The sequence below is a fragment of the Achromobacter sp. GQ309 genome, assembly GCF_059759315.1.
On the sequence record NZ_JCAXDP010000003.1, the window covers coordinates 147,244 to 171,677 of the forward strand.

The 24,434-nt window shown below is 65.9% G+C and carries 23 protein-coding genes; 10 read left to right on the top strand and 13 right to left on the bottom strand.

Annotated elements, in window-relative coordinates; translation table 11 throughout:
* Positions 1-27 precede the first annotated feature (27 nt).
* Both AC6CIE_RS10100 and lolA read left to right on the top strand, forming a co-directional pair.
* Positions 28-2,409, top strand: a complete 2,382-nt coding sequence (locus tag AC6CIE_RS10100; RefSeq protein ID WP_175137219.1) for a DNA translocase FtsK — start codon at positions 28-30, stop codon at positions 2,407-2,409.
* The gene (gene lolA, locus AC6CIE_RS10105) at positions 2,409-3,032 is read left to right on the top strand and encodes an outer membrane lipoprotein chaperone LolA (protein ID WP_175123354.1); all 624 of its coding nucleotides are present in this window, start codon (positions 2,409-2,411) and stop codon (positions 3,030-3,032) included. The genes AC6CIE_RS10100 and lolA overlap by 1 nt, the downstream gene beginning before the upstream one ends.
* A gap of 141 nt (positions 3,033-3,173) precedes the next feature.
* Here lolA and AC6CIE_RS10110 read toward each other — a convergent pair whose 3' ends face one another.
* From AC6CIE_RS10110 to AC6CIE_RS10150, 9 genes are all read right to left on the bottom strand, one after another.
* The gene (locus tag AC6CIE_RS10110; protein WP_498092182.1) at positions 3,174-3,611 is read right to left on the bottom strand and encodes a RidA family protein; all 438 of its coding nucleotides are present in this window, start codon (positions 3,609-3,611) and stop codon (positions 3,174-3,176) included.
* Positions 3,612-3,650: 39 nt separating this feature from the next.
* Entirely contained in the window at positions 3,651-5,120 is a 1,470-nt protein-coding gene (locus AC6CIE_RS10115) for an N-acyl-D-amino-acid deacylase family protein (RefSeq protein ID WP_498092183.1), read from the bottom strand.
* Between the two features lie 13 nt (positions 5,121-5,133).
* The gene (locus tag AC6CIE_RS10120; RefSeq protein WP_175123132.1) at positions 5,134-6,006 is read right to left on the bottom strand and encodes a MurR/RpiR family transcriptional regulator; all 873 of its coding nucleotides are present in this window, start codon (positions 6,004-6,006) and stop codon (positions 5,134-5,136) included.
* A 29-nt stretch (positions 6,007-6,035) separates the two neighbouring features.
* Positions 6,036-7,034 (bottom strand): ABC transporter ATP-binding protein, encoded by a 999-nt coding sequence (locus AC6CIE_RS10125; RefSeq protein ID WP_175184148.1) that lies wholly within the window; start codon positions 7,032-7,034, stop codon positions 6,036-6,038.
* On the bottom strand, positions 7,031-8,038 hold the full coding sequence (locus AC6CIE_RS10130; protein ID WP_498092184.1) for an ABC transporter ATP-binding protein: 1,008 nt from the start codon (positions 8,036-8,038) through the stop codon (positions 7,031-7,033). Before AC6CIE_RS10130 ends, AC6CIE_RS10125 begins: the two co-directional genes overlap by 4 nt.
* 2 nt (positions 8,039-8,040) lie before the next feature.
* On the bottom strand, positions 8,041-8,910 hold the full coding sequence (locus AC6CIE_RS10135; RefSeq protein ID WP_056568629.1) for an ABC transporter permease: 870 nt from the start codon (positions 8,908-8,910) through the stop codon (positions 8,041-8,043).
* A 9-nt stretch (positions 8,911-8,919) separates the two neighbouring features.
* Positions 8,920-9,861: an ABC transporter permease gene (locus tag AC6CIE_RS10140; RefSeq protein ID WP_218344884.1), complete on the bottom strand. Its 942-nt coding sequence runs from the start codon at positions 9,859-9,861 to the stop codon at positions 8,920-8,922.
* A 90-nt stretch (positions 9,862-9,951) separates the two neighbouring features.
* Positions 9,952-11,511, bottom strand: coding sequence for an ABC transporter substrate-binding protein (locus tag AC6CIE_RS10145; RefSeq protein WP_498092185.1), 1,560 nt, complete (start codon positions 11,509-11,511; stop codon positions 9,952-9,954).
* 111 nt (positions 11,512-11,622) lie between these two features.
* Complete coding sequence (locus AC6CIE_RS10150) at positions 11,623-12,891, bottom strand: amino acid deaminase (RefSeq protein ID WP_498092186.1); 1,269 nt, start codon at positions 12,889-12,891, stop codon at positions 11,623-11,625.
* 177 nt (positions 12,892-13,068) lie between these two features.
* Here AC6CIE_RS10150 and AC6CIE_RS10155 point away from each other — a divergent pair, with 177 nt between their 5' ends.
* From AC6CIE_RS10155 to AC6CIE_RS10170, 4 genes are all read left to right on the top strand, one after another.
* Positions 13,069-13,860 carry a deaminated glutathione amidase gene (locus AC6CIE_RS10155; protein WP_343736657.1) on the top strand — a complete coding sequence of 264 codons (792 nt, stop codon included), beginning with the start codon at positions 13,069-13,071 and terminating at the stop codon, positions 13,858-13,860.
* Between the two features lie 107 nt (positions 13,861-13,967).
* Positions 13,968-15,308 carry a replication-associated recombination protein A gene (locus tag AC6CIE_RS10160; RefSeq protein WP_056568621.1) on the top strand — a complete coding sequence of 447 codons (1,341 nt, stop codon included), beginning with the start codon at positions 13,968-13,970 and terminating at the stop codon, positions 15,306-15,308.
* A gap of 45 nt (positions 15,309-15,353) precedes the next feature.
* Positions 15,354-16,700, top strand: a complete 1,347-nt coding sequence (serS, locus tag AC6CIE_RS10165; protein WP_175137226.1) for a serine--tRNA ligase — start codon at positions 15,354-15,356, stop codon at positions 16,698-16,700.
* 233 nt (positions 16,701-16,933) lie between these two features.
* Entirely contained in the window at positions 16,934-17,182 is a 249-nt protein-coding gene (locus tag AC6CIE_RS10170; protein ID WP_175123125.1) for a hypothetical protein, read from the top strand.
* Between the two features lie 232 nt (positions 17,183-17,414).
* Here the strand turns inward: AC6CIE_RS10170 and AC6CIE_RS10175 are convergent, their stop codons facing one another.
* Positions 17,415-17,747, bottom strand: a complete 333-nt coding sequence (locus tag AC6CIE_RS10175) for a virulence factor (RefSeq protein ID WP_218344881.1) — start codon at positions 17,745-17,747, stop codon at positions 17,415-17,417.
* A 295-nt stretch (positions 17,748-18,042) separates the two neighbouring features.
* Positions 18,043-18,555, bottom strand: a complete 513-nt coding sequence (locus AC6CIE_RS10180) for an ASCH domain-containing protein (RefSeq protein ID WP_175123123.1) — start codon at positions 18,553-18,555, stop codon at positions 18,043-18,045.
* Positions 18,556-18,751: 196 nt separating this feature from the next.
* Between AC6CIE_RS10180 and AC6CIE_RS10185 the strand changes: the two genes are divergently transcribed.
* Positions 18,752-18,949, top strand: a complete 198-nt coding sequence (locus tag AC6CIE_RS10185) for a hypothetical protein (RefSeq protein ID WP_056568607.1) — start codon at positions 18,752-18,754, stop codon at positions 18,947-18,949.
* 1 nt (position 18,950) lies between these two features.
* On the top strand, positions 18,951-20,141 hold the full coding sequence (locus AC6CIE_RS10190) for an amidohydrolase family protein (RefSeq protein WP_498092187.1): 1,191 nt from the start codon (positions 18,951-18,953) through the stop codon (positions 20,139-20,141).
* On the opposite strand, the gene AC6CIE_RS10195 is transcribed toward AC6CIE_RS10190, so the two are convergent.
* Positions 20,138-21,040, bottom strand: a complete 903-nt coding sequence (locus AC6CIE_RS10195) for a LysR family transcriptional regulator (protein ID WP_498092188.1) — start codon at positions 21,038-21,040, stop codon at positions 20,138-20,140. The two genes, AC6CIE_RS10190 and AC6CIE_RS10195, sit on opposite strands and share 4 nt — an antisense overlap.
* A gap of 160 nt (positions 21,041-21,200) precedes the next feature.
* On the opposite strand from AC6CIE_RS10195, the gene AC6CIE_RS10200 reads away from it, so the two are divergent.
* Positions 21,201-22,328, top strand: a complete 1,128-nt coding sequence (locus AC6CIE_RS10200) for a mandelate racemase/muconate lactonizing enzyme family protein (protein WP_498092189.1) — start codon at positions 21,201-21,203, stop codon at positions 22,326-22,328.
* 214 nt (positions 22,329-22,542) lie between these two features.
* Entirely contained in the window at positions 22,543-23,523 is a 981-nt protein-coding gene (locus tag AC6CIE_RS10205; RefSeq protein ID WP_498092190.1) for a Bug family tripartite tricarboxylate transporter substrate binding protein, read from the top strand.
* A 3-nt stretch (positions 23,524-23,526) separates the two neighbouring features.
* On the opposite strand, the gene AC6CIE_RS10210 is transcribed toward AC6CIE_RS10205, so the two are convergent.
* Positions 23,527-24,375 carry an IclR family transcriptional regulator gene (locus tag AC6CIE_RS10210; protein ID WP_218344878.1) on the bottom strand — a complete coding sequence of 283 codons (849 nt, stop codon included), beginning with the start codon at positions 24,373-24,375 and terminating at the stop codon, positions 23,527-23,529.
* Between the last annotated feature and the right edge of the window lie 59 nt (positions 24,376-24,434).

A 24,434-nucleotide genomic window follows, 5' to 3' on the forward strand; every position in this document is an offset into this window, starting at 1 on the left:
GGGTAACGCCCAATTATAATGAGCCGCATGCCGCGTATCTCGACTGCTTCTCCGCGCGCCTCGCGCAACACCCGCAACGGACCTTCGCCGCTGCAAACGCGCATTTCCGCGCTGTTGCGTGAAGCCCGCTGGATCCTCTTTGCCGCCCTGGCGGCCTGGCTTACCCTGGTGCTCGCCACCTGGAGCGCGTCCGACCCTGGCTGGTCGCACTCGGTTCCGGGCGATGTCGTGCGCAACCAGGGGGGGCGCCTGGGCGCCTATCTGGCCGACATCCTCCTCTATCTATTCGGTTTTTCCGCCTGGTGGTGGGTCATCCTGCTGCTGCACCGCGTTCGCGCCGGTTATCGGCGGCTGGCCGCGCAGTTGCGCGTCGCCAATAGCAAGCAGCCCGAAGTGCTGCCGCGTGTCCATTGGGAAGAGGGCATCGGCTTCTTTCTGCTGATGGTGGGCTCGCTGGGCATGGAAGCCCTGCGCCTGGCCAGCCGCGGCACGCACCTGCCCGGCGCCTCGGAAACGTCCAGCGGCGCGGGCGGGGTCATCGGCCAGATGCTGGCCGGCCTGATCGGCAGCAGCATCGGCTTTACCGGCGCCACGCTGGCCTTCCTGGTCATGCTCGCAATCGGACTCAGCCTGTTTTTCTCGTTCTCGTGGCTGGCGGTGGCCGAGCGCGTCGGTTCCTGGCTGGAAGGCCTGGTCCGCAAGATGCGCAATTCGTATACGGCGCGTCAGGACCGCAAGGTCGGCGAAGTCGCCAAGGCCGTGCGCACCGAACAGGTCGTGGCCAAGCAGGAAAAGCTGGTCCACGAGCAGCCGGTGCGTATTGAACCGGCCATCACCGTGGTGCCCAAGTCCGAGCGCGTCGAAAAGGAAAAGCAGCAATCGCTGTTCTTCCCGCCCACCGGCGGCGCCGAAGGCGACCTGCCCACCCTCGGTCTGCTCGATCCGCCCCTGAACAACCAGGAAACCGTCTCGGCCGAGACCATCGAATTCACCTCGCGCCTGATCGAAAAGAAGCTGGCCGACTTCGGCGTGTCGGTTACCGTGGTCGCGGCGCAGGCCGGCCCCGTCATCACCCGCTACGAGATCGAACCGGCCACCGGCGTGAAGGGCAGCCAGATCGTCAACCTGGCCAAGGACCTGGCAAGGGCGCTCAGTCTGGTCAGCATCCGCGTGGTCGAGACCATTCCTGGCAAAAACCTGATGGGGCTGGAACTGCCCAATCCGCGCCGCCAGATGGTGCGCCTGTCCGAGATCCTGGGTTCGCAGACCTATCACGCCAGCCATTCCGTCGTGACCATGGCGCTGGGCAAGGATATCGCCGGCAACCCGGTGGTGGCCGATCTTGCCAAGATGCCTCACCTGCTGGTGGCCGGCACGACCGGCTCGGGCAAGTCCGTCGGGATCAACGCGATGATTCTGTCGCTGCTGTACAAGGCCGACGCCTCGCACACCCGCCTGATCCTGATCGATCCCAAGATGCTCGAAATGAGCGTCTACGAAGGCATCCCGCATTTGCTGGCGCCGGTCGTCACCGACATGCGGCAGGCGTCCAACGCGCTGAACTGGTGCGTGGGCGAAATGGAAAAGCGCTATCGCCTCATGAGCAAGATGGGCGTGCGCAACCTGGCCGGCTACAACACCAAGATCCGCGACGCGATCAAGCGCGAAGAGCCGATCCCGAATCCGTTCTCGCTGACGCCCGACCAGCCCGAGCCGCTGTCGCCGCTGCCGACCATCGTGGTCGTCATCGACGAGCTGGCCGACCTGATGATGGTCGTCGGCAAGAAGATCGAAGAACTCATCGCCCGTCTCGCGCAGAAGGCGCGGGCGGCCGGCATCCACCTTATCCTGGCCACGCAGCGTCCCAGCGTGGACGTAATCACCGGCCTCATCAAGGCCAACATCCCGACGCGTATCGCGTTCCAGGTGTCGTCCAAGATCGACTCCCGCACCATTCTTGACCAGATGGGCGCGGAGACGCTGCTGGGTCAGGGCGACATGCTGTACATGCCGCCGGGCACGGGCCTGCCGGTGCGCGTGCACGGCGCGTTCTGCAGCGACGACGAAGTCCATCGCGTGGTCGAGAGCCTGAAGTCGCAGGGTGAACCCAATTACGTCGAGGGCCTCCTGGAAGGCGGTCTGGACGGCGACGGCGCCGAGGGCGCCAGCAGCGTCACGGGCATCGGCGGCGACGCGGAATCCGACCCGATGTACGACCAGGCCTGCGAAGTCGTGCTCAAGCACCGCCGCGCGTCGATCTCGCTGGTGCAGCGTCACCTGCGTATTGGTTACAACCGTGCGGCCCGGTTACTCGAGCAGATGGAGCAATCGGGTATGGTGTCGGCGATGCAATCCAATGGGAACCGCGAGATCCTGGTTCCCGCAGCCGCCGCCCGAGAGGAAGCATGATGAAGACGTTTCAAAGGCTGGCCGCCGTCGCGGTCCTGGGCCTGTCGCCGACTTTGGTGCTGGCCGCCAGCGCGCAGGAGCAGTTGCGCGCTTTCGTGAGCACGGTCACCTCGGCCACCGGATCGTTCTCGCAGTACACCGTCAACGATCAGGGCCGGACGCAGCCCGCGCAGACCGGGGTGTTCTCGTTCCAGCGGCCCGGCAAATTCAAGTGGGCCGTGCAAAAGCCTTATGAGCAGTTGGTGATTTCCGACGGCCGCCAGGTGTTCCAGTACGACCCGGACTTGGCCCAGGTCACCGAGCGCAAGGTTGACGCGGCGATTGGCACGTCGCCTGCGGCCATTCTTTTCGGCTCCGGGTCGCTTGAGCAATCGTTCGACGTATCGGCGTTGCCCGCCAAGGACGGCGTGGACTGGCTGCGCGCCAAGCCGCGCACGGCCGACGCCGGGTTCTCGCGCGTGGACATCGGCATGAAGAACAACCTGCCGGTGCGTGTGGAGCTGCTGGATTCGTTCGGCCAGACCACTCGCGTCGACCTGTCTGGCATTCAGGCCAATCCGCAATTGCCCGCCAAGGAATTCCAGTTCACCGCGCCCAAGGGCGTGGATGTGGTGAAGATGTAGCGCGGCGCTGGCTCCAGCCCAATGCAGAATGCCCGGTGAAAACCGGGCATTTTCGTTTTGACGGCGGGGTCAGACACCTTCCGTTAGCATGCGCCACGCCGCCGGGCCGCCCCAAGGCGGGGCCGCCCCCGTGGGGGGCAGCTAGACCACGTTAGTGGTCGCGGCGTGGGGGCTCCTATACGCCACGCAATCGACTTCCACTTTCGCATCCACGACCAGACTCGACTGCACGCAGGCACGCGCCGGCGGATTCGCGCCGAAATACTCCTTGAACACCTTGTTGAACGACGCGAAATCCCGCGCGTCGTCCAGCCAGACGCCGCAGCGCACGACGTGTTCGGGACCGTAGCCGGCTTCCTGCAGGATCGCCAGCACCTGCTGGATGGTCTTGTGGCTTTGCGCGACGATGCCGCCTTCGATCACTTCGCCGTTGTCCATCGGCACCTGGCCGGACACATACAGCCAGCCGTCCGCAGCGACGGCGCGGGCGAAGGGCATGTGCGAGCCGCCCTGGCCGGTGCCACCGGCCACGCCGTAGCGGGTGATGCCGTTGTTGTCGGGAGTGGGGGTAGCGCTCATGGGATGGTTCTCCTTGAAGATGTCCGGATGCCGCCGCAGTCAGGCGGCCGAAAGATCGGGGTAAGACTTTCGCAGGTCGCCGCTGCGCGGCAGCCAACGGCCAGCGCGCTCGCCGGTGGCCTGGCCCTTGCGGTAGGACAGGACGCCATTGACCCACACCGCCTCGATGCCCGCTGCAGTCTGTACGGGCTCAGCGAAAGTGGCGCTGTCGATAACGGTGTCGGGGTTGAACAGCACCAAGTCAGCGTGATAACCCTCGCGCACGAAGCCGCGCTCGGCCAAACCGAAGCGGGCGGCAGACAGGCCGGTCATCTTGTGCACGGCCTGGGCCAGCGGAAACAGGCCTACGTCGCGGCTGTAATGACCCAGCACGCGGGGAAAGGCGCCCCACAAGCGCGGATGCGGCATGGGGTCGTTCGGCAGGCCGTCTGATCCGACCATCGTGAGGCAGTGCGACAGCACGCGTCGCACGTCGTCCTCGTGCATGTTGTGATACACCGCGCCGGCCGGTTGCAGCCGCTTTGCCGCCTCCAGCAAGGTCACGCCCCAGTCGGCCGCGATGGCCGCGAGCTTGCGGCGCGCCTGTTCCGGATGCGGCTCGGACCACGTGATGTCGATGTCGAATTCGTCCGTGACCTGCTTCAGATCCAGCGTCGACGAACTGGCCGAATACGGATAGCAGTCGCAACCCACGTGCTGCATGCGCCCCGCGTTCTCCAGCGCGAACAGCACCTCTTTCGTGCGGCCCCAGTTGCCGGCCCCCGCGCATTTCAGGTGCGACACCACCACCGGCACGCGCGCATGCAGGGCGATGTCGAAGGCTTCCTGCATGGCCTCCAGGATGGCGGCGAACTCCGAGCGCAGATGCGTCGTGTACAGCGCGCCGAACTCGTCCAACGCCTCGGCCAGCAGCTTGACCTCGGCCGTATCCGCCTCGAACGCCGACGCATAGGCCAGGCCCGTGCTCAGGCCGATCGCGCCGTGCGCCAACGCATCGCGCAACTGCTCGCGCATCGCCAGCACTTCTTCCCGCGTCGCCGCCCGGTCCAGCCGGTCCATGTGATTGCTGCGCAAGGCGGTATGCCCGACCAGCGCGGCCACGTTGACTACGGGCTGCGCGGCCTCGATGGCGCGGGTGTAGTCGGCAAAGGTGGCGTAGCGGAAGTCCTCGCGCTTTCCCAGCAGGTTCATCGGGTCGGGCGGATCGCCGCGCAGCGTCACCGGCGAGGCGCTGATGCCGCAATTGCCCACGACTACTGTCGTCACGCCCTGGGACAGCTTGGGCAGCATGTCCGGCGTGCGGATGACGTTGGTGTCGTCGTGCGTGTGGACGTCGATGAAGCCGGGCGCCAGCGCCAGGTCGGTGCCGTCGATGATCTGGCGCGCAGGGGCGCCAGGCAGGTCGCCGATGGCGGCAATGCGGCCATCTGCCAGCGCCACGCTGGCGCGGATTTCCGGACCGCCGGAGCCGTCCAGGATCCGGACGTTGCCTATGAGGGTGTCGTACATCTTGGTTTCCAGATCAATCGCCCAGCGGCAGGCGGTTCGGCCCGCCGCGGTGCTCGTCCAGCGCCAGCTTGATGCGGCGCAGGCGTTCGCGGTTTTCTTCCTGGTTCAGCATGGCCAGTTCGGTCGACAGCAGGTCGATGGCCAGCATCATCGCGTAGCGCGAGGCGGAGGGCTTGTAGATGAAGTCGGTTTCGTCGGTGCGGATGGGCAGCACGACGTCGGCCAGTTTCGCCAGTTCGGACGAGGCGTCCGTGATGGCGACGATGCTGGCGCGGTACTGCTTGACGATGCGCGCCGCTCCGACGATTTCAGGCGTGAGGCCCGAGGCCGACAACACTAGCACGGCGTCGCGCTCGTCCAGCGTGGCCGCCACCATGCGCAGCAGCACGGCGTCGCTGTAGACGGCGATGGGATAGCCCAGCCGCACCAGGCGCGACTGCACTTCCTGCGCCAGCACCGCGGATGCGCCGCCCATGCCGAAGACATAGATCATGCGTGCGCCGTCGACGATGGACGCGGCCGCTTCGAACAGCTGCTCGGTGAAGGCCGGCAGATGCGCGCGCAGCGTGCTCTCGATGTCGGCGTAGATGCGGGCGTAGAACGTGCTTTCTTCGGCCGGCGCGCTGGGATCCAGAAAGCGGCTGCCCACCGTGCTGGCCTGCGCCAGCTTCATCTTCAGGTCGCGCGTGTCGTCGCAGCCCACCGTGCGCGCAAAGCGCGAAATGGTGGCGATGCTGACGCCGGCCTTGGCGGCAAGCTGGTCCACCGTGGCGCTGGCGCTCCAGATGATGTCGTCCAGAATGGCGTCGGCCACCTTGCGTTCGGTCACGCTCAATGCGTCCCGCCGACTGCGTATCTGGAAGACGATGTCGCGGATGATGTTCATGTGTGATTCCTGGATCAATTCGGGCGGGCTCAGGCCGCGAGCGCGGGATCGTCGAGTCGGATGCAGGACACGTAATGGTCCGCGCTGACGCCCACGGCCGGCGGCACGGCCGCGGCACAGGCGTCGATGGCGTGCGGGCAGCGCGTGCGGAACACGCAGCCGGAAGGCGGGTTCACCGGGCTCGGGATATCGCCCTTCAGGAGGATACGCGAACGCGGGGCGCGGGGATCCGGCACGGGCGCGGCAGACAGCAGCGCACGCGTGTAGGGATGGCGGGGGCGGGCGTAGACCTCGCTGGTCGGCCCGCGCTCCATGACGCGGCCCAGGTACATCACCACGACGTCGTCGCACAGGTAATCCACCACGGCCAGGTCGTGCGCCACGAACAGCATGGTCAGGCCCAGGTCGCGTTGCAGATCCTGCAGCAGGTTCAGCACCTGCGCCTGCACCGACACGTCCAGCGCGGATACGGGTTCATCGGCCACGATGAAGTCGGGCTCAACCGCCAGCGCGCGCGCAATGCCGATGCGCTGGCGCTGGCCGCCGGAAAATTCGTGCGGATAGCGGCGGCTGTGGTCCGCATTCAGGCCCACGCGTTCCAGCAGTTCGCCGATCCGCTCGGCGCGGCGGTTCTGCGCCAGCTTATGCGTGTCCAGCGCCTCTCCCAGGATCTCGGCCACCGTCATGCGCGGATTCAGGCTGGCGTACGGGTCCTGGAACACGATCTGCATGCGGCGGCGCCACGGCAGCATCTGCTTTTCGTTCAGCGTGGTGATGTCTTGTCCGTCGAACACGATGCGGCCGGCAGTGGGGGCAAACAGGCGCAGCAACGCGCGGCCGGTGGTGGTCTTGCCGGAACCGGATTCGCCGACGAGGCCGACGATGGTGTTGCGCGGTACGTCGAAGCTCACGCCGTCCACGGCGCGCACGACGGGGGCGTTGCGCGCCTGCGAGGTCGGAAAGTGGACCTTCAGGTCGTCGATGCGCACCAGCGGCTCGGCGGCGCGGGGAGTCGGAATGCTCGTCATATTGGGTTCACCTTGATGCAGCGGGCGCGGTGTTCGGCCTGCACCGTCACCAGGTCGGGAACGCCCGCGCGGCAGTCGTCCGCGGCCAGCGGGCAACGCGGCGCGAACGTGCAGCCTGCCGGCAGCGACAGCACGCTGGGCACGTTGCCCGGAATGGCGCGAAGACGTTCGCCCGACGCCAGCAGCGCGGCGGTCGGCAGACAGGACAGCAGCCCGCGGGTGTAGGGATGCGTGGGCTTTTCGAACAGGTCGTAAACGCCGGCGTCCTCGACTACGCGTCCGGCATACATGACGGCCACGCGATGCGCGATCTCGGCCACCACGCCCAGGTTGTGCGTGATGAAGAGGATGCTCATGTTCATCTCGGCCTGCAGGCGGCGCAGCAGGTCCAGGATCTGCGCTTGCACCGTCACGTCCAGCGCCGTGGTGGGCTCGTCGGCGATCAGCACCGCGGGATTGCACGCCAGGGCCAGCGCAATCATCACGCGCTGGCGCATGCCGCCCGACATCTGGTGCGGGTATTCGTTGACGCGGCGGTCGGCCGCCGGAATCTCGACGCGCTCCAGCATCTCGCGGGCGCGCTTCAATGCCGCGGCGCGCGAGCCGCCTTCGTGCTGCAGCACCGCCTCGGCAATCTGGTCGCCCACGGTGTACAGCGGGTTCAGGCTGGTCATGGGCTCCTGGAAGATCATCGCGATCTCGGCGCCGCGGATGCGTTGCAGCGTGGCCGGCGCGGCGTGCGCCAGATCGTGCTGGACGCCCTGGCGGTCGCGGAACAGGATCCTGCCGGCCTCGATGCGGCCCGCCGGCTTGGGCAAGAGGCCCATGATGGACAGGCTGGTCACGGATTTGCCGGAACCGGATTCGCCGACGATGGCCAGCGTCTCGCCGCGGGCCAGGTCAAATGTGACGCCGTCCACCGACTTGGCGATGCCGTCGCGGCTGTGGAACCAGGTCTTCAGACCTTCCACCGACAGCACGATGTCTCGGGTGCTTGCGGTCATGTTTACAGCTCCTTGCGCAGGCGCGGATCGAGAACGTCGCGCAGGCCGTCGCCCACCAGTTGCAGCGACAGCACGGACAGCACGATGGCGATGCCGGGAAAGATCATGATCCAGTCCGCCGAGCCCATGTACTGCTGGCCGGCGTTGATCATGGTGCCCCAGGTCGGAATGTCGGGCGACACGCCCACGCCCAGGAACGACAGGCCCGCTTCGGCCAGGATCGCGTACGCGAAGATGAAGGTGCCCTGCACCAGGATGGGAGACACCAGGTTGCGCAGCACGTGGACGGTGACGATGCGCCACGTGGGCACGCCCAGCGCGCGGGCCGCTTCCACGAAGGGCAGCTCGCGGATCACCAGCGTCGAGGCCCGCACGATGCGCGCCAGGCGCGGCGTGTACACGATCCCCAGCGCGATCACCACGTTGACCAGCGACGGCCCCAGCGCGGCCACCAGCGAGATCGCCAGCAGGATGTCCGGGAACGCCATCATCGCGTCGATCAGCCGCGACACGAACTTGTCGGCGGTGCGGAAGAACCCAGCGATCAGTCCCAGCGCAATGCCCAGCACGCTGGACAGGATGACAACGGAAAAGCCCACCATCAGCGACAGCCGTCCGCCGTGGATGACGCGGCTGAACACGTCGCGGCCGAAGTCGTCGGTGCCGAACCAGTGCGCGGCGCCCGGCGCCTTCAGGCGGTTCATGATGGACAGCTTGAACGGATCGTAGGGGCTGATCCACGGCGCCAGCAGCGCGGCGGCCGCCAGCACGACGATCACGATGAGGCTGATCAGCACCGTCTTGCGCGACACCAGCAGGCGCAGGACCTGCCAGCGGTCCGAGCCGGGATTCATGGAAGTTGCAGTCGTCATGTCGATGGCTCAGTAACGCACGCGGGGGTCGACCACCAGATACAGCAGGTCGATGAACAAATTGATCAGCACATAGATGGCCGCGATGATCAGCAGCGCGCCTTGGATGACGGGGTAATCCCGCCGCAGCACGGCCGACACCACCAGGCTGCCCACGCCGGGCAGGCCGAACACGGTCTCGGTCACCACTGCGCCGCTGATGAGCAGCGCCGTGGTCAGGCCCAGCACTGTCAGGATCGGGATCAGCGCGTTGCGCACCGCGTGCTTCAGGATGACCTTGCGTTCCGGCAGCCCCTTGGCGCGCGCCGTGCGCACGTAGTCGTCGCGCAGCACGTCCAGCATGCTGGCGCGGATGAAGCGGGTGATCAGCGCAGAATTCACCAGTCCCAGCACGACCGCAGGCAGGATCAGGTGCGACAGGCGCGTGGCCAGCGAGGCGTCCGGTCCGCCATAGCCGGCCACCGGCAGCCAGCCCAGCTTCACGGAGAACACCTGCATCAGCAGCAGCCCCAGCCAGAAGCTGGGCACGCTGGACGTGAACATCGAGAACGACAGCACCGATTGGTCCAGCGTGGTGCCCCGCTTGACCGCCGACAGAATGCCGACCGGCAGCGCGATGGCGCTGGCGATCAATAGCGACATTAGCGTCAGCAGGATCGTCGGTTCGGCGCGGTCGGCCAGCGCCGACAGCACCGGCTTGTTCATGAAGATTGACTGGCCCAGGTCGCCCTGGAGCAACTTGCCCAGCCACGACACGTACTGCATCGCCACGGGCTGGTCCAGCCCCAGCTGCGCGCGCAGGGCGGCGATGTCCTGCTGGCTGGCCTGGGGGCCGAGCATCACGGCGGCCGGGTCGCCAGGCGTGAGGCGGATGATGACGAACACGATGGTCGCGACGATGAACATCACGGCCACCAGCCCGACCAGCCGATTCAAGAGATAACGCAACACGGTGAAGTCCTGGAAATCATTCTCGTGGGCGCGAGCGGATCGCGCGGTCTGCGGTGGCGGGCGGCTGCGGCCGCCCGCCGGGGCAGGGGCTTACTTGGCCGCCTTCCAGGCGTTCCAGAAGTACGGCCACGGCACCGCCTGTGTGCCTTGCAGCGATGGCGAGCGCGCGGCTTGCGCGTTGAAGTCGCCCACCTTGATGAACGGCACTTCGTCGTACACGGCCTGCTGCACGTCGGCCCAGCGCTTGACGCGCTCTTCCTGCGACCCGGCCTGGTTGAAGGCGTCCAGCACCTGATTGCGGCGCGGCGTGTCCCACCAGCCTGGCGCGTCCTTGGACGGGAAGTCGATCAGCGCGGGCTCAGGCAGGAAGGGGCTGTGGGTAATGAAGATGTCCCACACGGCGGGGTCCTGACGGCGTTGCGTCAGCGTGGCCCAATCCACGACCTGCATGTCCACCGTGAAGCCGGCGGCCTTCAGGTATTCGGCAGCGACCAGCGCCATCTTGTAATGGAACTCGTACTGCTGGCTGGTCAGAATGCGGATCTTGCGGTCCTGCACGTTGGCGCTGTCGACAAGCTTCTTGGCCGCCGCGGCGTCGCCCTTGTTGTAGACCTTGCCGCCCAGCGACGTGGCCCACGGGAAGCCTTCCGGATACAGGTCGCCGTTGAGCTTGTAGAAGTTCTTGTCGCCGAGCGCGGCGAACAGCATGTCTTCTTCGTTCAGGGCCAGCTGCACCGCCTGGCGCACGGCCTGGTTCGACATGATGCCCTGCTTGGTGTTGAGCACCAGGCGAGGCCAGCCGAAGGGCTTGAGCATGACCGGATCGGAGCGGCCATTCTTCAGCTTGGGCAGCGACTCCACGGGCAGCGAGTCCACGTAGTCGAACTGGCCTGCCACCGCGCTTTCCACGCGGGTATTGGCGTTGCTGACCGGCACGAAGCGGATCTCGTCCAGGTATTGCTTGCGCGCGCCGCCGTAGCCGTTGGGCTCGCCTTCGCGCTGCTTGTAGCCGTCAAAGCGCACCAGCTGCACGTACTGGTCGGGCACGCGGGCCTTGAGCTGATAGGGGCCGGTGCCGACGAATTCGATCAGGGACGGCGCGATCTTGCCCTTGGGCATGACGACCGCGGCGCTGTTGTTCATGGCCAGCAGCGCGGTCAGCGGCGCGTACGGCTGCTTGAGGGTGATGCGGATCGTGTTGGCGTCCGGCGCCTCGATGCCGCTGATGATCTTGGCGGCCATCTTGCCGCGCGTGGCGGTCTCGGTCCAGCGCTTTAGCGACGCCAGCACGTCCGACGAATCCATCTTCGAACCGTCATGGAACGTGATGCCCTGACGCAGCGGGATCGTATAGACCAGCCCGTCGGCCGACACTTCCGGCATCTTGTCGGCCAGCAGCGGCGTCAGGTTCCACTTGGCGTCAAAGGTGTACAGCGTCTCGAAGAAGTGCTGGGTCAGGATGCCAACCAGGTCGGCCGTGCTGGTCATCGGGTCCAGCGTCGGCGGCTCGCCGATGGTGGCGACAGAGATCGTGCCTCCCTTGACCGGCGTGGCACAGAGGGCGGGGGTCGACAAAGCGGTCAAGCCAATTGCGCCGGCCGCGAGCAGGCTCTTCAGCCCACCGCCTCGCCGGGAGGTACGGAAGTTCATGATTCTCTCTCCAGAGGAACAGAAACAGGTTGTCGCGTGAAATCGGATGCGCGCCGGTGCCCGGATGCTGCGGTCCCCTTGGGGCCTGGCGCGGTGCCGCGGGCAGGGGGACTAGAAGAAGGTTTCGGCTACGCCGGTGACGCCGTAGTGCTCATTCACCAGCAGCACCTGGCGCCACTTGTCGAACGTCAGGCAGGGATGCGAAATGTCGAAGGCGATCATGTCGCCGACCTGGATGTCGTCGCCGTCGCCCACCTGCATGAAGGCGTGCTGGTCCATCATCGCGGACAGCTTCCAGTGCGACGGCGCGGCGCCGGGCTGCACCGAGCCGGGCCTGTACAGCAGGGCGGGAGTGGGCAGGCCCGCGTCGAAGGCGGCGTCGCGCTTGCCCATCGCGATGATGGCGCGGCTGGGTTCGGGCAGCGACTGCACGTAGGCCCAGACCTGCAAGGCGGGCTGCAAGCCGGGCTCCATCTTGCGCGCCACCGGGTTCTGCGCATTGATGCGCTCGGCGGCGGTGCGGTAGATGCCCACGTCGTGCGACAGGTAGCAACCCGGACGCAGCACCACTTCCAGGGCGCCGCCGATGTCCAGTTGCGAAAATTCCTCGGCGACCACATCGAACCAGGCCGAACCGGCGCCGGAGATGATGGCCGGACCGTTCTTGCGCAGCCGGCCCGCGGCGGCCAGGCCGCGCAGCGCATCGGTGGCGCGGCGCAGGAACGCGCGGATGGCGCCTTCTTCCTGCAGTACGCCTTCGTAGACTTCGATGCCGGCCAGCGCCAGGCCGGGCCAGCGGGCGATCTCGTCGGCTACGGCCTGCAATTGCGCATCGTCGCGCACGCCGGTGCGTCCGCCGGCCGGACCCAGTTCGATCAGCACGGGCAGCACCTTGCCCTCGTCGCCGAAGAACTTGCCCAGTTGCGCGGCGTTGGCGACCGAATCCACGATGCAGAAGAACGTAAAGGCGGGATCCTGCAACAGTCGCGCGATGATGGCCATGTTGGCGCGGCCCACGAGCTGGTTGGCCATCAGCACCCGGCGCACGCCGTGCTGGTAGGCCGCCAGCACTTGTGGCGCGGTGGCCAGCGTGATGCCCCAGGCGCCGTTGTCGATCTGGCGCTTGAACAGCGCCGGGCTCATCGTCGTCTTGCCGTGCGGCGCCAGCTTGACGTGATAGGCCTCCATGAACTGCTGCATCCACTGCAGGTTGTGGCGCACACGCGCTTCGTACAGCACGGCCACCGGCAGGCTCACGTCTTCGTTCAGCAGATTCCAGTTCAGCGCCGCCACGTCGGCGGTGGTACAGGACTCGGGAAACGCGCCCAGGCCTTTGCCGTTCACGTCCAGCGGCGCTGCGGGGGAGGAGGAGTTGGTCATGGCGGCGGTCCGGTATGGAAAATATTTACGTCAAAACTGGTTTTTTTCATTATCGTGAAAGAAATTTACAAGCGGGAGCTAGGAGTTTCCCGTAGCCCCGGCCGCGCCGACGGTGGGAAAATAGGTCCATGCTGCGCGCCCCACAGGGCGCGCCCGTGCTTCGACAAAGGAAAAGCCATGCTGAAAGTCGCCCTGGGCCAGTTCGCCGTCAGCCGCGTCTGGGAAGAAAACGCGCAGGTCTGCGTGGACCTGATGGAACGCGCCCGCGCCGGCGGGGCGGGGCTGCTGGTTCTGCCCGAAGGCATCCTGGCCCGCGATATCACCGACCCGCAGATCGTGCTCAAGGCCGCGCAGCCGCTGGATGGCCCGTTCATCACCCGCCTGCTCGACGCCAGCCGCGGTTCGGACCTGGCCACGATGATGTGCGTCCACGTGCCGACGGGCGAGGGCCGCGTCTGGAACACGCTGGTCACCATCCGCGACGGCCAGATCCTGTCGCAGTACCGCAAGCTGCACCTGTACGACGCCTTCACCATGAAGGAGTCCACCAACGTCACCCCCGGCACCGACATCCCGCCGCTGCTGGACATCGCCGGGCTGCGCGTGGGTCTGATGACCTGCTACGACGTGCGCTTTCCCGAACTGGCCCGCCGCCTGGCGCTGGACGGCGCCGACCTGCTCGTGCTCCCGGCCGCCTGGGTGCGCGGTCCGCTCAAGGAAATGCACTGGGAGGTCCTGGTGACCGCGCGGGCGTTGGAAAACACCTGCTACGTCGCCGCCACTGGCGAATGCGGCGAACGCAATATCGGGTGCAGCATGGTCGTGGATCCGCTGGGGGTGGTCACGGCGCGGGCCGGCGAAGCGCCTGCGCTGGTCTTTGCGGACATTGACCCCGAACGGCTGGCCCATGCCCGCAAGGTCTTGCCCGTGCTGGCCAACCGACGGTTCGGTCCGCCCGAACTGGCGTAGGCCTGGCGTGCTGCCGCCGAGCGGGGCGGCTGGCAGGCAAGGGGGCCGAGCCGGACATGGTGTAATGCAGGCTTGAAATCCTTGCTGTATTCCTTCATCTGCTGCCAATGAGCAACGATCTCTTCGCGGCCGATCCTGCGCATCGGCCTTACGTTCCCCTGGCCGAACGCCTGCGTCCCCGCACCCTGGCCGACGTGGTCGGCCAGTCGCATCTGCTGGGACCCGACAAGCCGCTGCGCGTCGCCTTCGAATCCGGCCGTCCGCACTCCATGATCTTCTGGGGGCCACCGGGCGTGGGCAAGACCACGCTGGCGCGTCTGATGGCCGACGGCTTTGACGCGCAGTTCATCGCCATCTCGGCCGTGCTTGGCGGCGTGAAGGACATCCGCGACGCTGTGACGGTGGCGCAGATCGCGCAAGGCCAGGGCCGCCGCACGATCCTTTTCGTTGACGAGGTTCACCGCTTCAACAAGGCGCAGCAGGATGCTTTCCTGCCGTATGTCGAAAGCGGGCTGTTCACGTTCATTGGCGCGACCACCGAAAACCCCTCGTTCGAGGTCAACTCCGCCTTGCTGTCGCGAGCGCGCGTCTACGTGCTGCAGTCGCTGACGGCCGAAGAGCTGCAGCAGCTGGTTGACCGCGCCGTGCAGGCGCTCAACGAAGGACAAGACGACGGCGCGGCGATCCGCATTGAACCCGACGCGCGCGAGCAACTGGCCGCCTGGGCCGATGGCGATGCGCGCCGGCTGATCAGCGCGGTGGAAGTCGTGGCCGAATCGGCGCAGTCCGCCGGACGCGACACGGTGGATGCGGCCTGGCTTGAAATCTCCCTGTCGCAGAATCTGCGCCGCTTCGACAAGGGCGGCGACGCCTTCTACGATCAGATCAGCGCGTTGCACAAGTCGGTGCGCGGTTCCAATCCGGATGCGGCGCTGTACTGGTTCTGCCGCATGATCGACGGTGGCGCCGATCCCAAATACCTGTCGCGGCGCCTGGTGCGCATGGCGGTTGAAGACATCGGCCTGGCCGACCCCCGCGCTACGGATCTTGCGGTAAACGGCGCCGACATCTACGAGCGCCTTGGTTCCCCCGAAGGTGAGCTCGCGCTGGCGCAGGCCGTGGTCTACATGGCGTGTGCCGCAAAGTCCAACGCCGTCTACAACGCGTACAACCAGGCCCGCAAGTTCGCGGCGGAACACGGCAGCGCGCCGGTGCCCATCCACCTGCGCAACGCGCCGACCAAACTGATGAAACAGCTGGGCCACGGCAAGGCCTATCGCTATGCGCACGACGAGCCCCACGGCTACGCCGCGGGCGAGCAATATTTCCCTGACGGACTCAAGCCTTCCTTCTATCGGCCGACCGATCGCGGCCTGGAGGCTAAAATCCAGCAGAAGCTGGCATTCCTGCGCGAGCTGGACGCGCAGGAACGCGCCAAGAACCGGTGACGGGCAAAGTCCCGCCACCTTTTTTGCAACCTCACCGACCTCACCATGCTAGACCCGATACTGCTGCGTAAAGACCTGCAAACCGTCGTAGACCGCCTGAAGACCCGCGGCGTCGCCTTCGACACGGAACGGTTCAACGACCTGGAGTCTCGCCGCAAGGCCGTCCAGACCGAGACCGAGTCCCTGCAAGCCCGCCGCAATGCGCTGGCCAAGCAGATCGGCCAACTGAAGGCCAAGGGCGAGGACGCCAGCGCCGTCATGGCGGAATCGCAGGCCGTGCCCGAGCGCCTGAAGCAGCTCGAAGAAGAGCTGGCTGCGCTGCAGCAGCCGCTCAACGACCTGCTGATGTCGGTGCCGAACCTGCCGCACGCCAGCGTGCCGCTGGGCGAATCCGCCGACGACAACGTCGAGGTCCGCCGCTGGCTGCCTGGCGAAGCGGGCGCTGACGGCAACCCGCCTGCGCTGGCCTTCGAAGCGCGCGACCACGTGTCGCTGGGCGAACCGCTGGGCCTGGACTTCGACATGGCCGCCAAGCTGTCGGGCGCGCGCTTTTCGTTCATGCGCGGCCCCATCGCCCGCCTGCACCGCGCGCTGGCGCAGTTCATGCTGGACCTGCAAACCGGCACCCACGGCTATACCGAGTGCTACACCCCCTACATCGTCAATGCCTCGACGCTGTACGGCACGGGTCAGTTGCCCAAGTTCAAGGACGACATGTTCGCGGTCTCCAAGGGCGGCGGCGACGACGATCCCAAGGTCGACGACCAGGGCAAGCCGTATGTGCGTGAAGACCAGTACCTGATCTCCACGTCGGAAATCACGCTGACCAGCGTGGCCAGCGGCGCGATCCAGGCTGCCGCCGATCTGCCGCTCAAGCTCACTGCCCACACGCCGTGCTTCCGCTCCGAAGCCGGCAGCGGCGGCCGCGACACCCGCGGCATGATCCGTCAGCACCAGTTCGACAAGGTTGAAATGGTGCAGATCACGCAGCCGGACCAGTCGTACGACGCGCTGGAAGAAATGGTCGGCCACGCCGAGCGCGTGCTGCAGTTGCTGAACCTGCCTTACCGCGTCGTGCTGCTGTGCACGGGCGACATGGGCTTTGGTTCGGCCAAGACCTATGACCTGGAAGTCTGGCTGCCGGCGCAAAACACCTGGCGCGAGATCTCGTCGGTGTCCAACTGCGAAACCTTCCAGGCCCGCCGCATGCAGGCGCGTTTCCGCAATGCCCAAGGCAAGCCGGAATACGTGCACACGCTGAACGGTTCGGGATTGGCGGTTGGCCGTGCGCTGGTCGCCGTGCTGGAAAATCACCAGCAGGCCGACGGCAGTGTGCTGATTCCGGAAGCGCTGCAGCCGTACATGGGTGGTATTTCGGTACTCAAGCCCTGATATTGGCGCACGTCCATCGGCCATATGGCTGATAAAAAGACGGAGCCTTCGGGCTCCGTTTTTTTTTATCATTGCCGACATATTCCTGTCGTTTTGGAACGCTATCGTGCTCGCGTGAGTGCTTAATTTTTGATGTGAGCAATTGTGTATTTGGCATAAAAGGGCCGGATAGTTACGGCACAATACACCGGCGTTCTACACGCTTCATTCACTTATATAACAAGGAGTTGTCCATGACTTCAAGAATGATTGGAGATTTTCGTGTGAGATGCTCTGTGGCAAAGGAAGACGAGCAGGGCTATCGGGTGCAAATATGGACCCGCCGTATTGGCGGTACCGCACCCGAAAAATGCTGGACCGTGCCGGGACAGCCGCCCTTCGCTGAATTGCACGAAGCAGAACAGGAAAGCCGTCATCTGTTTCAGGGCATCAATGGTGTGCGTTTCAACGGTGAACCGGAGTTTGCTCATGCGTCCGCATAATGGTTGGTGGCGGGCGTCCAGTGCGCCGCGCCGCTGGATTGATCTCGTTCAGGAATCGCCGCGTTGGGCCGATGAAAAGGCCAAACCGGTATTGCAACAACCGGCCTCGCTGGCCGCAAAACCCGTCCAGGCCCCCGCGGCCTGACAGGTCGTCGCGCGGGACACCGGACATTGCCCCGACGAAAAAAGGCCACTCGCAAGAGTGGCCTTTGCTTTTTGCCGCCGGGCATATTCAGTGACGGTCGCGCCCATGTCCATGGCCGTGGCCGCGGTAATGGCCGTGGCGGGGCCCCGGGCCTCGCCATTCGCGGCGGTCGTAATAGCGGCCGCCACCGTAATACACCGGCCCCGGATAAACGACGGGCGGCGCGACATAAACCGGTGCAGGACGGTAATACACCGGTGGGGGCGGTGCGACGTACACCGGCGCCGGGGCCACGTAGACGGGTGCGGGATAGACGACGCCTGGAACACCGATCGAGATACCAACGTCCACGCGGGCCAGGGCGACGCTGGAAATCAGCAGACCCGCGGCACCGACACCTGCAATAAGCCATTTTTTCATCTTGCACCTGCCTGCTGCGAGACGCAGCAAAGTTGAGTATTCGTTGGTGCTATTTTCGGCGGTTTGCGCAAGCTATTCGTAAGCATCCCGGGCGCAATGGCGACAATCCGCAACCGCCCCCGTTTTCAAGCGGGTGCGCGTGCTGCACTGCGGCAGCGGGCGCCCGCTCTGGCGAGTTCGCGATTGAAGTCGATTGAAATAGGATGGAATTAACTGAAGCGGAGGGCTGGTGTTACAGCTGGACACTAACTCCAGGCGTGCAGCCGTACCGGTGTTGTTGCGGCACACCAGCCGGCTAGTAGTCCGACTTGTTGTAAGGCGTCGTCTGGCGGTATTCGACCACCCACACCCAGGGATTGGCCGCCCACGCATGTGCGCCATAACGTTCGCACCACATCAGCGCGAACGCAGTCTGCAGAGGCACGCCCGGCAATAGCGCAGAACTCTGATAAAGCGACTGCGTGCCTTCGGCACGCGCGTCGGCCTCGGTCAGGTTCTGTAGCCGCTGAATGCGTACGCCCACGACGACGGCGCTGGCAAAAGGCGAGCCCGCTTCATCGGCCAGGATGATGGTTTCGCCCGATTTGCCATAGGGGCACCTGACCCAGCTCGAAGTCTTGCGCAATTCGGAAGGTTTATCCGGTGACGGTCCCATGGCCACCCATCTTCCGGAATCCGCGGCGTCCGCATACCAGACCGTAGTGAACTTGGACGGCTGCGGCTTGAGGATGCGCCGGCTTTGCACCTTGGCGCCATCCAGAATGGCTTGCTTGAGCGGTTCGCTGAATTGAAGTAACTGCCGTTTCATGTGCTAGCTGTATCCCTCGCGATGAACGCTTGCGCGCTTATTGCTGTTATGGCCGGGGCCGGCACGTGCCACCTGCTTGAGACTTGCTCAAGCTCCGCATGCGGAGTATGACGTGTCACGACTTACCTGTCAGGTAGGGCGCTTCATATGTGTTGTCTTTTTGAAAACGCCTGGGCGTTATTTGTATACTCGACCAATGACTACCGACCTCCACAATCTCAAGCCCGGTTACTACTGGTACACCATGGCCAACGACCCGCTGGCCGTCATCCATATTCATGAAGACGGCGGCGCCACGCTCATGGGCACGGACTATCGCATCGGCGCCGAAGGCGTCGCCGACATGGTCCGGCAAGGCGAACGTTTCTTCTGGATCGAGCCGCCTCAAGTCTGAGATGGCGGATCTGCTCCTCAAGAACGTCCGCACGGCACAAGGCGAGGGCGTTGACGTCCTGGTGCGCGGCGGCCGCATCCTGCGGATCGGACCGGGTCTCGATGCCGATCCCGGCGTAAACGTCGAAGACGGCGGGGGCGCCTTGCTGCTGCCCGCCCTCATCGAGGGCCACACCCATCTGGACAAAACGACCTGGGGTTCCGCCTGGTACGTGAACAAGGTCGGACCGTCCCTCACCGACCGCATCGACAACGAACGCAACTGGCGCGCCGCCACGGCACATGACGCCGCCAGCCACTCGCACGCATTGGCGCTCGCATTTCTGCGGGCGGGCACGACGCGGATCCGCACCCACGTTGACGTCGACACCGACGCCGGGTTGAAGCATCTGGAAGGCGTGCATGCCACGCGGCAGGCGCTGGCCGGCCGCGTCGAGATCCAGACGGTGGCCTTTCCGCAATCCGGTCTCTTGGCCCGTGCCGGCACGGCCGAGCTGCTGGACCAGGCACTTGCCGGCGGGGCGGACGTGCTGGGCGGACTGGACCCATCCGCCATCGACCGCGACCCCGTGAAATCCCTGGACGTGCTGTTCCGCCTGGCCGACAAGCATGGCAAACCGGTCGACATTCATCTGCACGAACCCGGCGAACTCGGCGCCTTCACGCTGGAGCTGATCCTTGACCGGGTGCAGGCGCTGGACATGAAAGGCAAGGTCGTGATCAGCCACGCCTTCTGTCTGGGCGCCCTCGACGCCGCTCGTTTGAACGGGCTGCTTCGGCGGCTGGCGTTGCTGGACGTGGCCCTGCTGACCACCGCGCCGGCCTCGCGGCCGGTGCCTGCGGTGCGGGCCTGCCGCGAGGCGGCCGTGACGCTGTTCGGCGGCAACGACGGCATCCGGGACACCTGGACGCCGTACGGCAGCCCGGACATGCTGGAACGCGCCGCGCTGATCGGGCTGCGCAACGATCTGCGCCGCGACGACGAGATCGAGTGGGCGTTTGAATGCGTGACCCGCGCGGCAGCCCGCGCCTGCGGGTTTGCGGATTACGGCCTGGCCCCCGGCGCGCGTGCCGACCTGGTGCTGGCCGACGCCAGTTGCATTGCCCAAGCCGTGGTGCAGCGCACGCCCCGGCGCCTGGTGGTGTCCAACGGCGTGGTCGTGGCGCGCAACGGCGAAGACGCCATCGCCTAGCGGGCGCGCTGCGCGGCCGCGGCGCCCAGGCCGAGTTGCGACTCGGCCAATTCCACAAACGCCCGCATCAATTCCGAACGCACGCCGGAGCGCAACCAGATCGCCCCCACCGTCCTGACCGGACAAGGTTCGGGCAGCGGCCAGCGTTTGACGTGCGCGGACGGTGTGCCCGTACTGGCCCAATCGGGCAGCAGCGCGACACCCAACCCTTCGGCGACCAGTTTGGCAATGGATTCGATGCCGTCCAGTTCAAAGCGGACGCGCGGACGCAGGCTGCGCGCGCGCAGGTAGTCGTCCGCCATCTTGCCGCCCACCACGCTGCGGTCGTAGCAGATATACGGCTCCCGAACGATGACGGCCAAGGGGTCGTCGACCTGCATGTCGGCGGGGGTGACCAGCACCAGGGGCTCGTGCCGCAAGTCGCGCCACACGCAGGTCTTGGGAATGGGAAACAGCGGGTGCACCAGCAGCGCGCCGTCCAGTTCGCCCGACAGCACCTTGCTGTACAGCAGCGTGGTCGGCGCGGGTTCTATGTAGATCTCGATGCGCGGATGCCGGGTCACCCACGTGCGCAGCACCGGCGGCATGATGCCGGTCAAGGCGGTGGGGGTGGCGCCCAGCCGCAAGGGGCCGGCCGGCAGGTCCGTGTCCGACGCGGCCGAGCGCAGGTCACGCACGTCGCGCAGGATGGCGCGCGCGCGTTCCAGGATGCGCACGCCGGCGGGCGTGGGTTTGACCGTGCGGCCCGAGCGCGCAATCAGTGCGCTGCCCACGTCCGCCTCCAGCGCGCGCAACCGCTGCTGCACCGTGGCCGGTGTCAGCCCCTGATGCCGGGCGGCCTGGGCGATGGAGCCGAGTTCCACCACATGCACATAGGTCTGTAGAAAGCGCGAATCCAAAGCCGCGTGCCCTTTTCAGAAAATGGTTTTTCCATATTCTAAAGATGCGTGAAGATAATTGTTGTTTTCTTTGGTCCGGAGAAGAATACGTCCAGGCGATCAGGCAGCGCGCGGCGCGCCGATCGGTCCAGTCGATTTCACTGCTTTCAAGGAGCCACCCGTGCCCATCATTGAATCCATAGACGTATGCGCCGCGGCGGTGCCTCTGGATAAAGTCACCTCGTTTTCCAACCGTACCGTGTCCACCCGCCACTACGGCCTGGTCAAGGTGCGCTCCACCGATGGCGTGGAGGGCATCGGCTTTTGCTACGTCGGCAGCGCCGGCGGCGCGATCTTCGAGGCCGCCGTCCAGAGCCTCTTGGGCCCCGTGCTGCTCGGCAAGGACTCGCACGCGGTCGAAGGCCTGTGGCAATCCATGTATCAGGAAGCGCTGCTGCAAGGCCGCCAAGGCACCGTGATGCGCGCGTTGAGCGCGCTGGACATCGCACTGTGGGATCTGAACGCCAAGACCGCGGGCCTGCCGCTGCACAAGTTCCTGGGCGCGGTCGAACTGGAATCCGTGCCGGCCTACGCCAGCGGCGGTTACTACCTCGATGGCAAGACCCCGCAGCATCTCGGCGAGGAAATGGCCAGCTACGTGGCCAAGGGGTTTGGCGCCGTCAAGATGAAGACCGGCCGCCTGTCGCCGCGCGAGGAAGAAGCGCGCCTGAAGGCCGCGCGCGAAGCCGTGGGTCCGGACGTCGAGCTGATGATGGACTGCAACAACGCCTGGCAGGACGTGACGCAGGCCATGCAATACATCCGCCGCTTCGAACAATACGAGCCGTACTTCATCGAAGAACCGTTCAGTCCGGATGACATCGACAGCCACGCCAAGTTGGCGCGCCTGACGCATCTACCGATAGCCACCGCCGAGATCGGCTACGGCCGCTGGTATCACAAGGAACTGCTGGACAAGGGCGCGGCGGGCATCCTGCAGACGGATGCGGCGGTTTGCGGCGGCATCACCGAATGGAAGCGTATCGCCGCCACCGCAGCCAGCTACGGCGTGGTCGTGTGCCCGCACTGGTTCCACGACGTGCATGCGCCGCTGGTCGCGGCCACGCCCAATGCGCGCTATGTCGAATTCTTCTGGGACGATCAGGTCCTGAATTTCCGCAAGCTGGTCGACCGCCAACTGACCCACAAGCAGGGCCGCGTGATTCTGCATCAGGAGCCGGGTCTGGGGTTCGGCTTTGACGAGCGCATAGTCGAACGCTTCGGCAAGTGGACGCGCGTCGCCCGTTAGGCCCGTCTTCCATTAGGCCCGTCTTCCATCAGGCTCGTCGACCGGCGCCGCGCAAAGGTTGCATGCCGTGCACATGCGGCAGCGGCGCCGGTTCATGCAGGCGTAGTACCCGAAGGTCCGCATCCAGGCCGCGTCAGACGGCCGGATGCAACAGCGGCAGGCAGTTCCACATAACCAGTTGCCGGCCGTCGGACCGGCGCGCGAGGAGACAACGATGCAACGTAGGCAATTCATGACCAGCGCCGCGGCGCTGGGGGCGGCCCTTGTGCTGCCGTCGGCGGCGCGGGCGCAGGACATGCCCTCCGGGCCGGTGAAGATCGTGGTGGGGTTTCCCGCGGGCGGCGGCACGGACGTGCTGGCCCGGCTGCTGGGGCAGAAGCTCGGCGTGCTGTGGAACATGCCCGTCATCGTCGAAAACCGCGCGGGTGCGGCCGGCATCATTGCGGCCGAGCAGGTCGCCCGCCAGCCCGGCGACGGCAATACGCTGCTGATGGCGCACGTGAACAGCCATGGCATCGCGCCCGGCCTGCAGCCCAAGCTGGCGTATTCGGTGGACAAGGACTTCACGCCCATCGCGCTGGTCGGCAAGACGCCCACCATATTGATCGGCGGCGCCAGCCAGCCGGCCAAGACGTTGCCCGAACTCGTCCAGCTATGCCGCGCGCAGCCCGGCAAGATCGTGTTCGGATCGGCGGGCAGCGGATCCGCGCAGCATCTGGCGCTGGAAATCTTCAAGGCGCGCGCCGGCATCGACGTGCTGCACGTGCCGTACAAGGGATCGGCGCCGCTGATGAACGACCTGCTGGGCGGCCACGTGCAATATTGCTTCGAGGGAATGACCACCGCCACGCCGCTGATCCAGTCCGGCAAGGTCATCGCGCTGGCCCAGACGCTGCAGAAGCGTTCCAAGAGCCAGCCCAATGTGCCGACGGTGGCCGAGCAGGGCTATCCGGGCTTCGAGGCCAGCATCTGGTTCGGTATGGTTGGCCCGGGCGGTATGCCTGCCGCCATGGTCCAGCGCATGAACCGCGACATCGACCATGTGCTGGCGATGCCGGACGTGCAGGAGAAACTGGCGCAGGTGGGCGCGGAAGACGGCGGCGGGGGCGTGCAGCGCTTTGCCGAATTCATGAAGAGCGAACAGCAGAAGTACGCGAAGACAATCCAGGACGCGAAGATCGTGGCGGAGGGGTAGCGCTTACCGCGCCTCAGGATCCACCCAGCCCGCCGTCGCCGAGATCGAGCGGGCTTTTTCGCTGAGCAGGCGCGCGGTTTCGGATTCCAGGTCGTCGTCCACCGCGCCGACCGGTCCCATCAGCGTGATGGCGGCCTTCATTTCGCCCAGCATGTCGAAGATGGGCGCGGACAACGACGTGAAATGCGGCAGCAGCGCGTGGCGGCAGCGGCTGATGTGGTGCTTCTGCACTTCGTCGCGAATGGCCTGCACGTCCGCCATCGTGTAGGCATTGCCGGCGGTGCCGCCGTGGCTTTCGGGCACGGATGAGGCCAGCTCCTGTTCCAGCAGCTCGCGGGTCAGCGCATCGGGCAGGTGCGCCAGGAAATTTCGGCCCAGCGCGGACGACAGCAGCGGCATCACCGTGCCCACGCGCAATTCGAGCAGCGGCCGGCTGCGGCTGCCTTCGACGCGGTAGACAATCGTGGGGCCCTTGTTGCCCCACACGCCCAGGAACACCGTGTGACCCGTGGCCGCGGCCACCTCGGCCATGATCGGGCGCGCCGTCGTGAACACGTCGAATTGCTCCAGCGCGGCCAGCCCCAGCCGCAACGCATACGGACCCAGGCCGTAGTGGCCGGTGTCGGCGTGCTGCTGCACCACGCCCACTTTCTGGAAGCTCACCAGGTAATAGTGGACGTTGGGCACCGTCAGCGCACAGGCGTCAGCGATTTCCTTGAGCGGCATCGGGCGGCCGGTCTTGCGGATGACGTCCAGGATCCGGAACCCCACCTCGATCGACTGGATGCCCCTGCGCGCCGTGGCCGGCGCCTGTTCCGAATTCTTTTCAATCTTGCCGGCGGGCCTTGCCATTGCTGCCTCCACAGTGTGCGTGGCGGCAGTGTAGCAGCGGCCTTTTCCCCGCTTTTCCA

Coding starts and splice junctions, on each gene's coding strand:
- AC6CIE_RS10115 (WP_498092183.1), bottom strand. CDS start 5,120: ATGTACGACACCCTCATAGGCAACGTCCGGATCCTGGACGGCTCCGGC.
- AC6CIE_RS10135 (WP_056568629.1), bottom strand. CDS start 8,910: ATGACGACTGCAACTTCCATGAATCCCGGCTCGGACCGCTGGCAGGTC.
- AC6CIE_RS10185 (WP_056568607.1), top strand. CDS start 18,752: ATGACTACCGACCTCCACAATCTCAAGCCCGGTTACTACTGGTACACC.
- AC6CIE_RS10175 (WP_218344881.1), bottom strand. CDS start 17,747: ATGAAAAAATGGCTTATTGCAGGTGTCGGTGCCGCGGGTCTGCTGATT.
- AC6CIE_RS10120 (WP_175123132.1), bottom strand. CDS start 6,006: ATGAACATCATCCGCGACATCGTCTTCCAGATACGCAGTCGGCGGGAC.
- AC6CIE_RS10130 (WP_498092184.1), bottom strand. CDS start 8,038: ATGACCGCAAGCACCCGAGACATCGTGCTGTCGGTGGAAGGTCTGAAG.
- AC6CIE_RS10205 (WP_498092190.1), top strand. CDS start 22,543: ATGCAACGTAGGCAATTCATGACCAGCGCCGCGGCGCTGGGGGCGGCC.
- AC6CIE_RS10110 (WP_498092182.1), bottom strand. CDS start 3,611: ATGAGCGCTACCCCCACTCCCGACAACAACGGCATCACCCGCTACGGC.
- lolA (WP_175123354.1), top strand. CDS start 2,409: ATGAAGACGTTTCAAAGGCTGGCCGCCGTCGCGGTCCTGGGCCTGTCG.
- AC6CIE_RS10210 (WP_218344878.1), bottom strand. CDS start 24,375: ATGGCAAGGCCCGCCGGCAAGATTGAAAAGAATTCGGAACAGGCGCCG.
- AC6CIE_RS10160 (WP_056568621.1), top strand. CDS start 13,968: ATGAGCAACGATCTCTTCGCGGCCGATCCTGCGCATCGGCCTTACGTT.
- AC6CIE_RS10190 (WP_498092187.1), top strand. CDS start 18,951: ATGGCGGATCTGCTCCTCAAGAACGTCCGCACGGCACAAGGCGAGGGC.
- AC6CIE_RS10180 (WP_175123123.1), bottom strand. CDS start 18,555: ATGAAACGGCAGTTACTTCAATTCAGCGAACCGCTCAAGCAAGCCATT.
- serS (WP_175137226.1), top strand. CDS start 15,354: ATGCTAGACCCGATACTGCTGCGTAAAGACCTGCAAACCGTCGTAGAC.
- AC6CIE_RS10155 (WP_343736657.1), top strand. CDS start 13,069: ATGCTGAAAGTCGCCCTGGGCCAGTTCGCCGTCAGCCGCGTCTGGGAA.
- AC6CIE_RS10170 (WP_175123125.1), top strand. CDS start 16,934: ATGACTTCAAGAATGATTGGAGATTTTCGTGTGAGATGCTCTGTGGCA.
- AC6CIE_RS10145 (WP_498092185.1), bottom strand. CDS start 11,511: ATGAACTTCCGTACCTCCCGGCGAGGCGGTGGGCTGAAGAGCCTGCTC.
- AC6CIE_RS10150 (WP_498092186.1), bottom strand. CDS start 12,891: ATGACCAACTCCTCCTCCCCCGCAGCGCCGCTGGACGTGAACGGCAAA.
- AC6CIE_RS10100 (WP_175137219.1), top strand. CDS start 28: ATGCCGCGTATCTCGACTGCTTCTCCGCGCGCCTCGCGCAACACCCGC.
- AC6CIE_RS10125 (WP_175184148.1), bottom strand. CDS start 7,034: ATGACGAGCATTCCGACTCCCCGCGCCGCCGAGCCGCTGGTGCGCATC.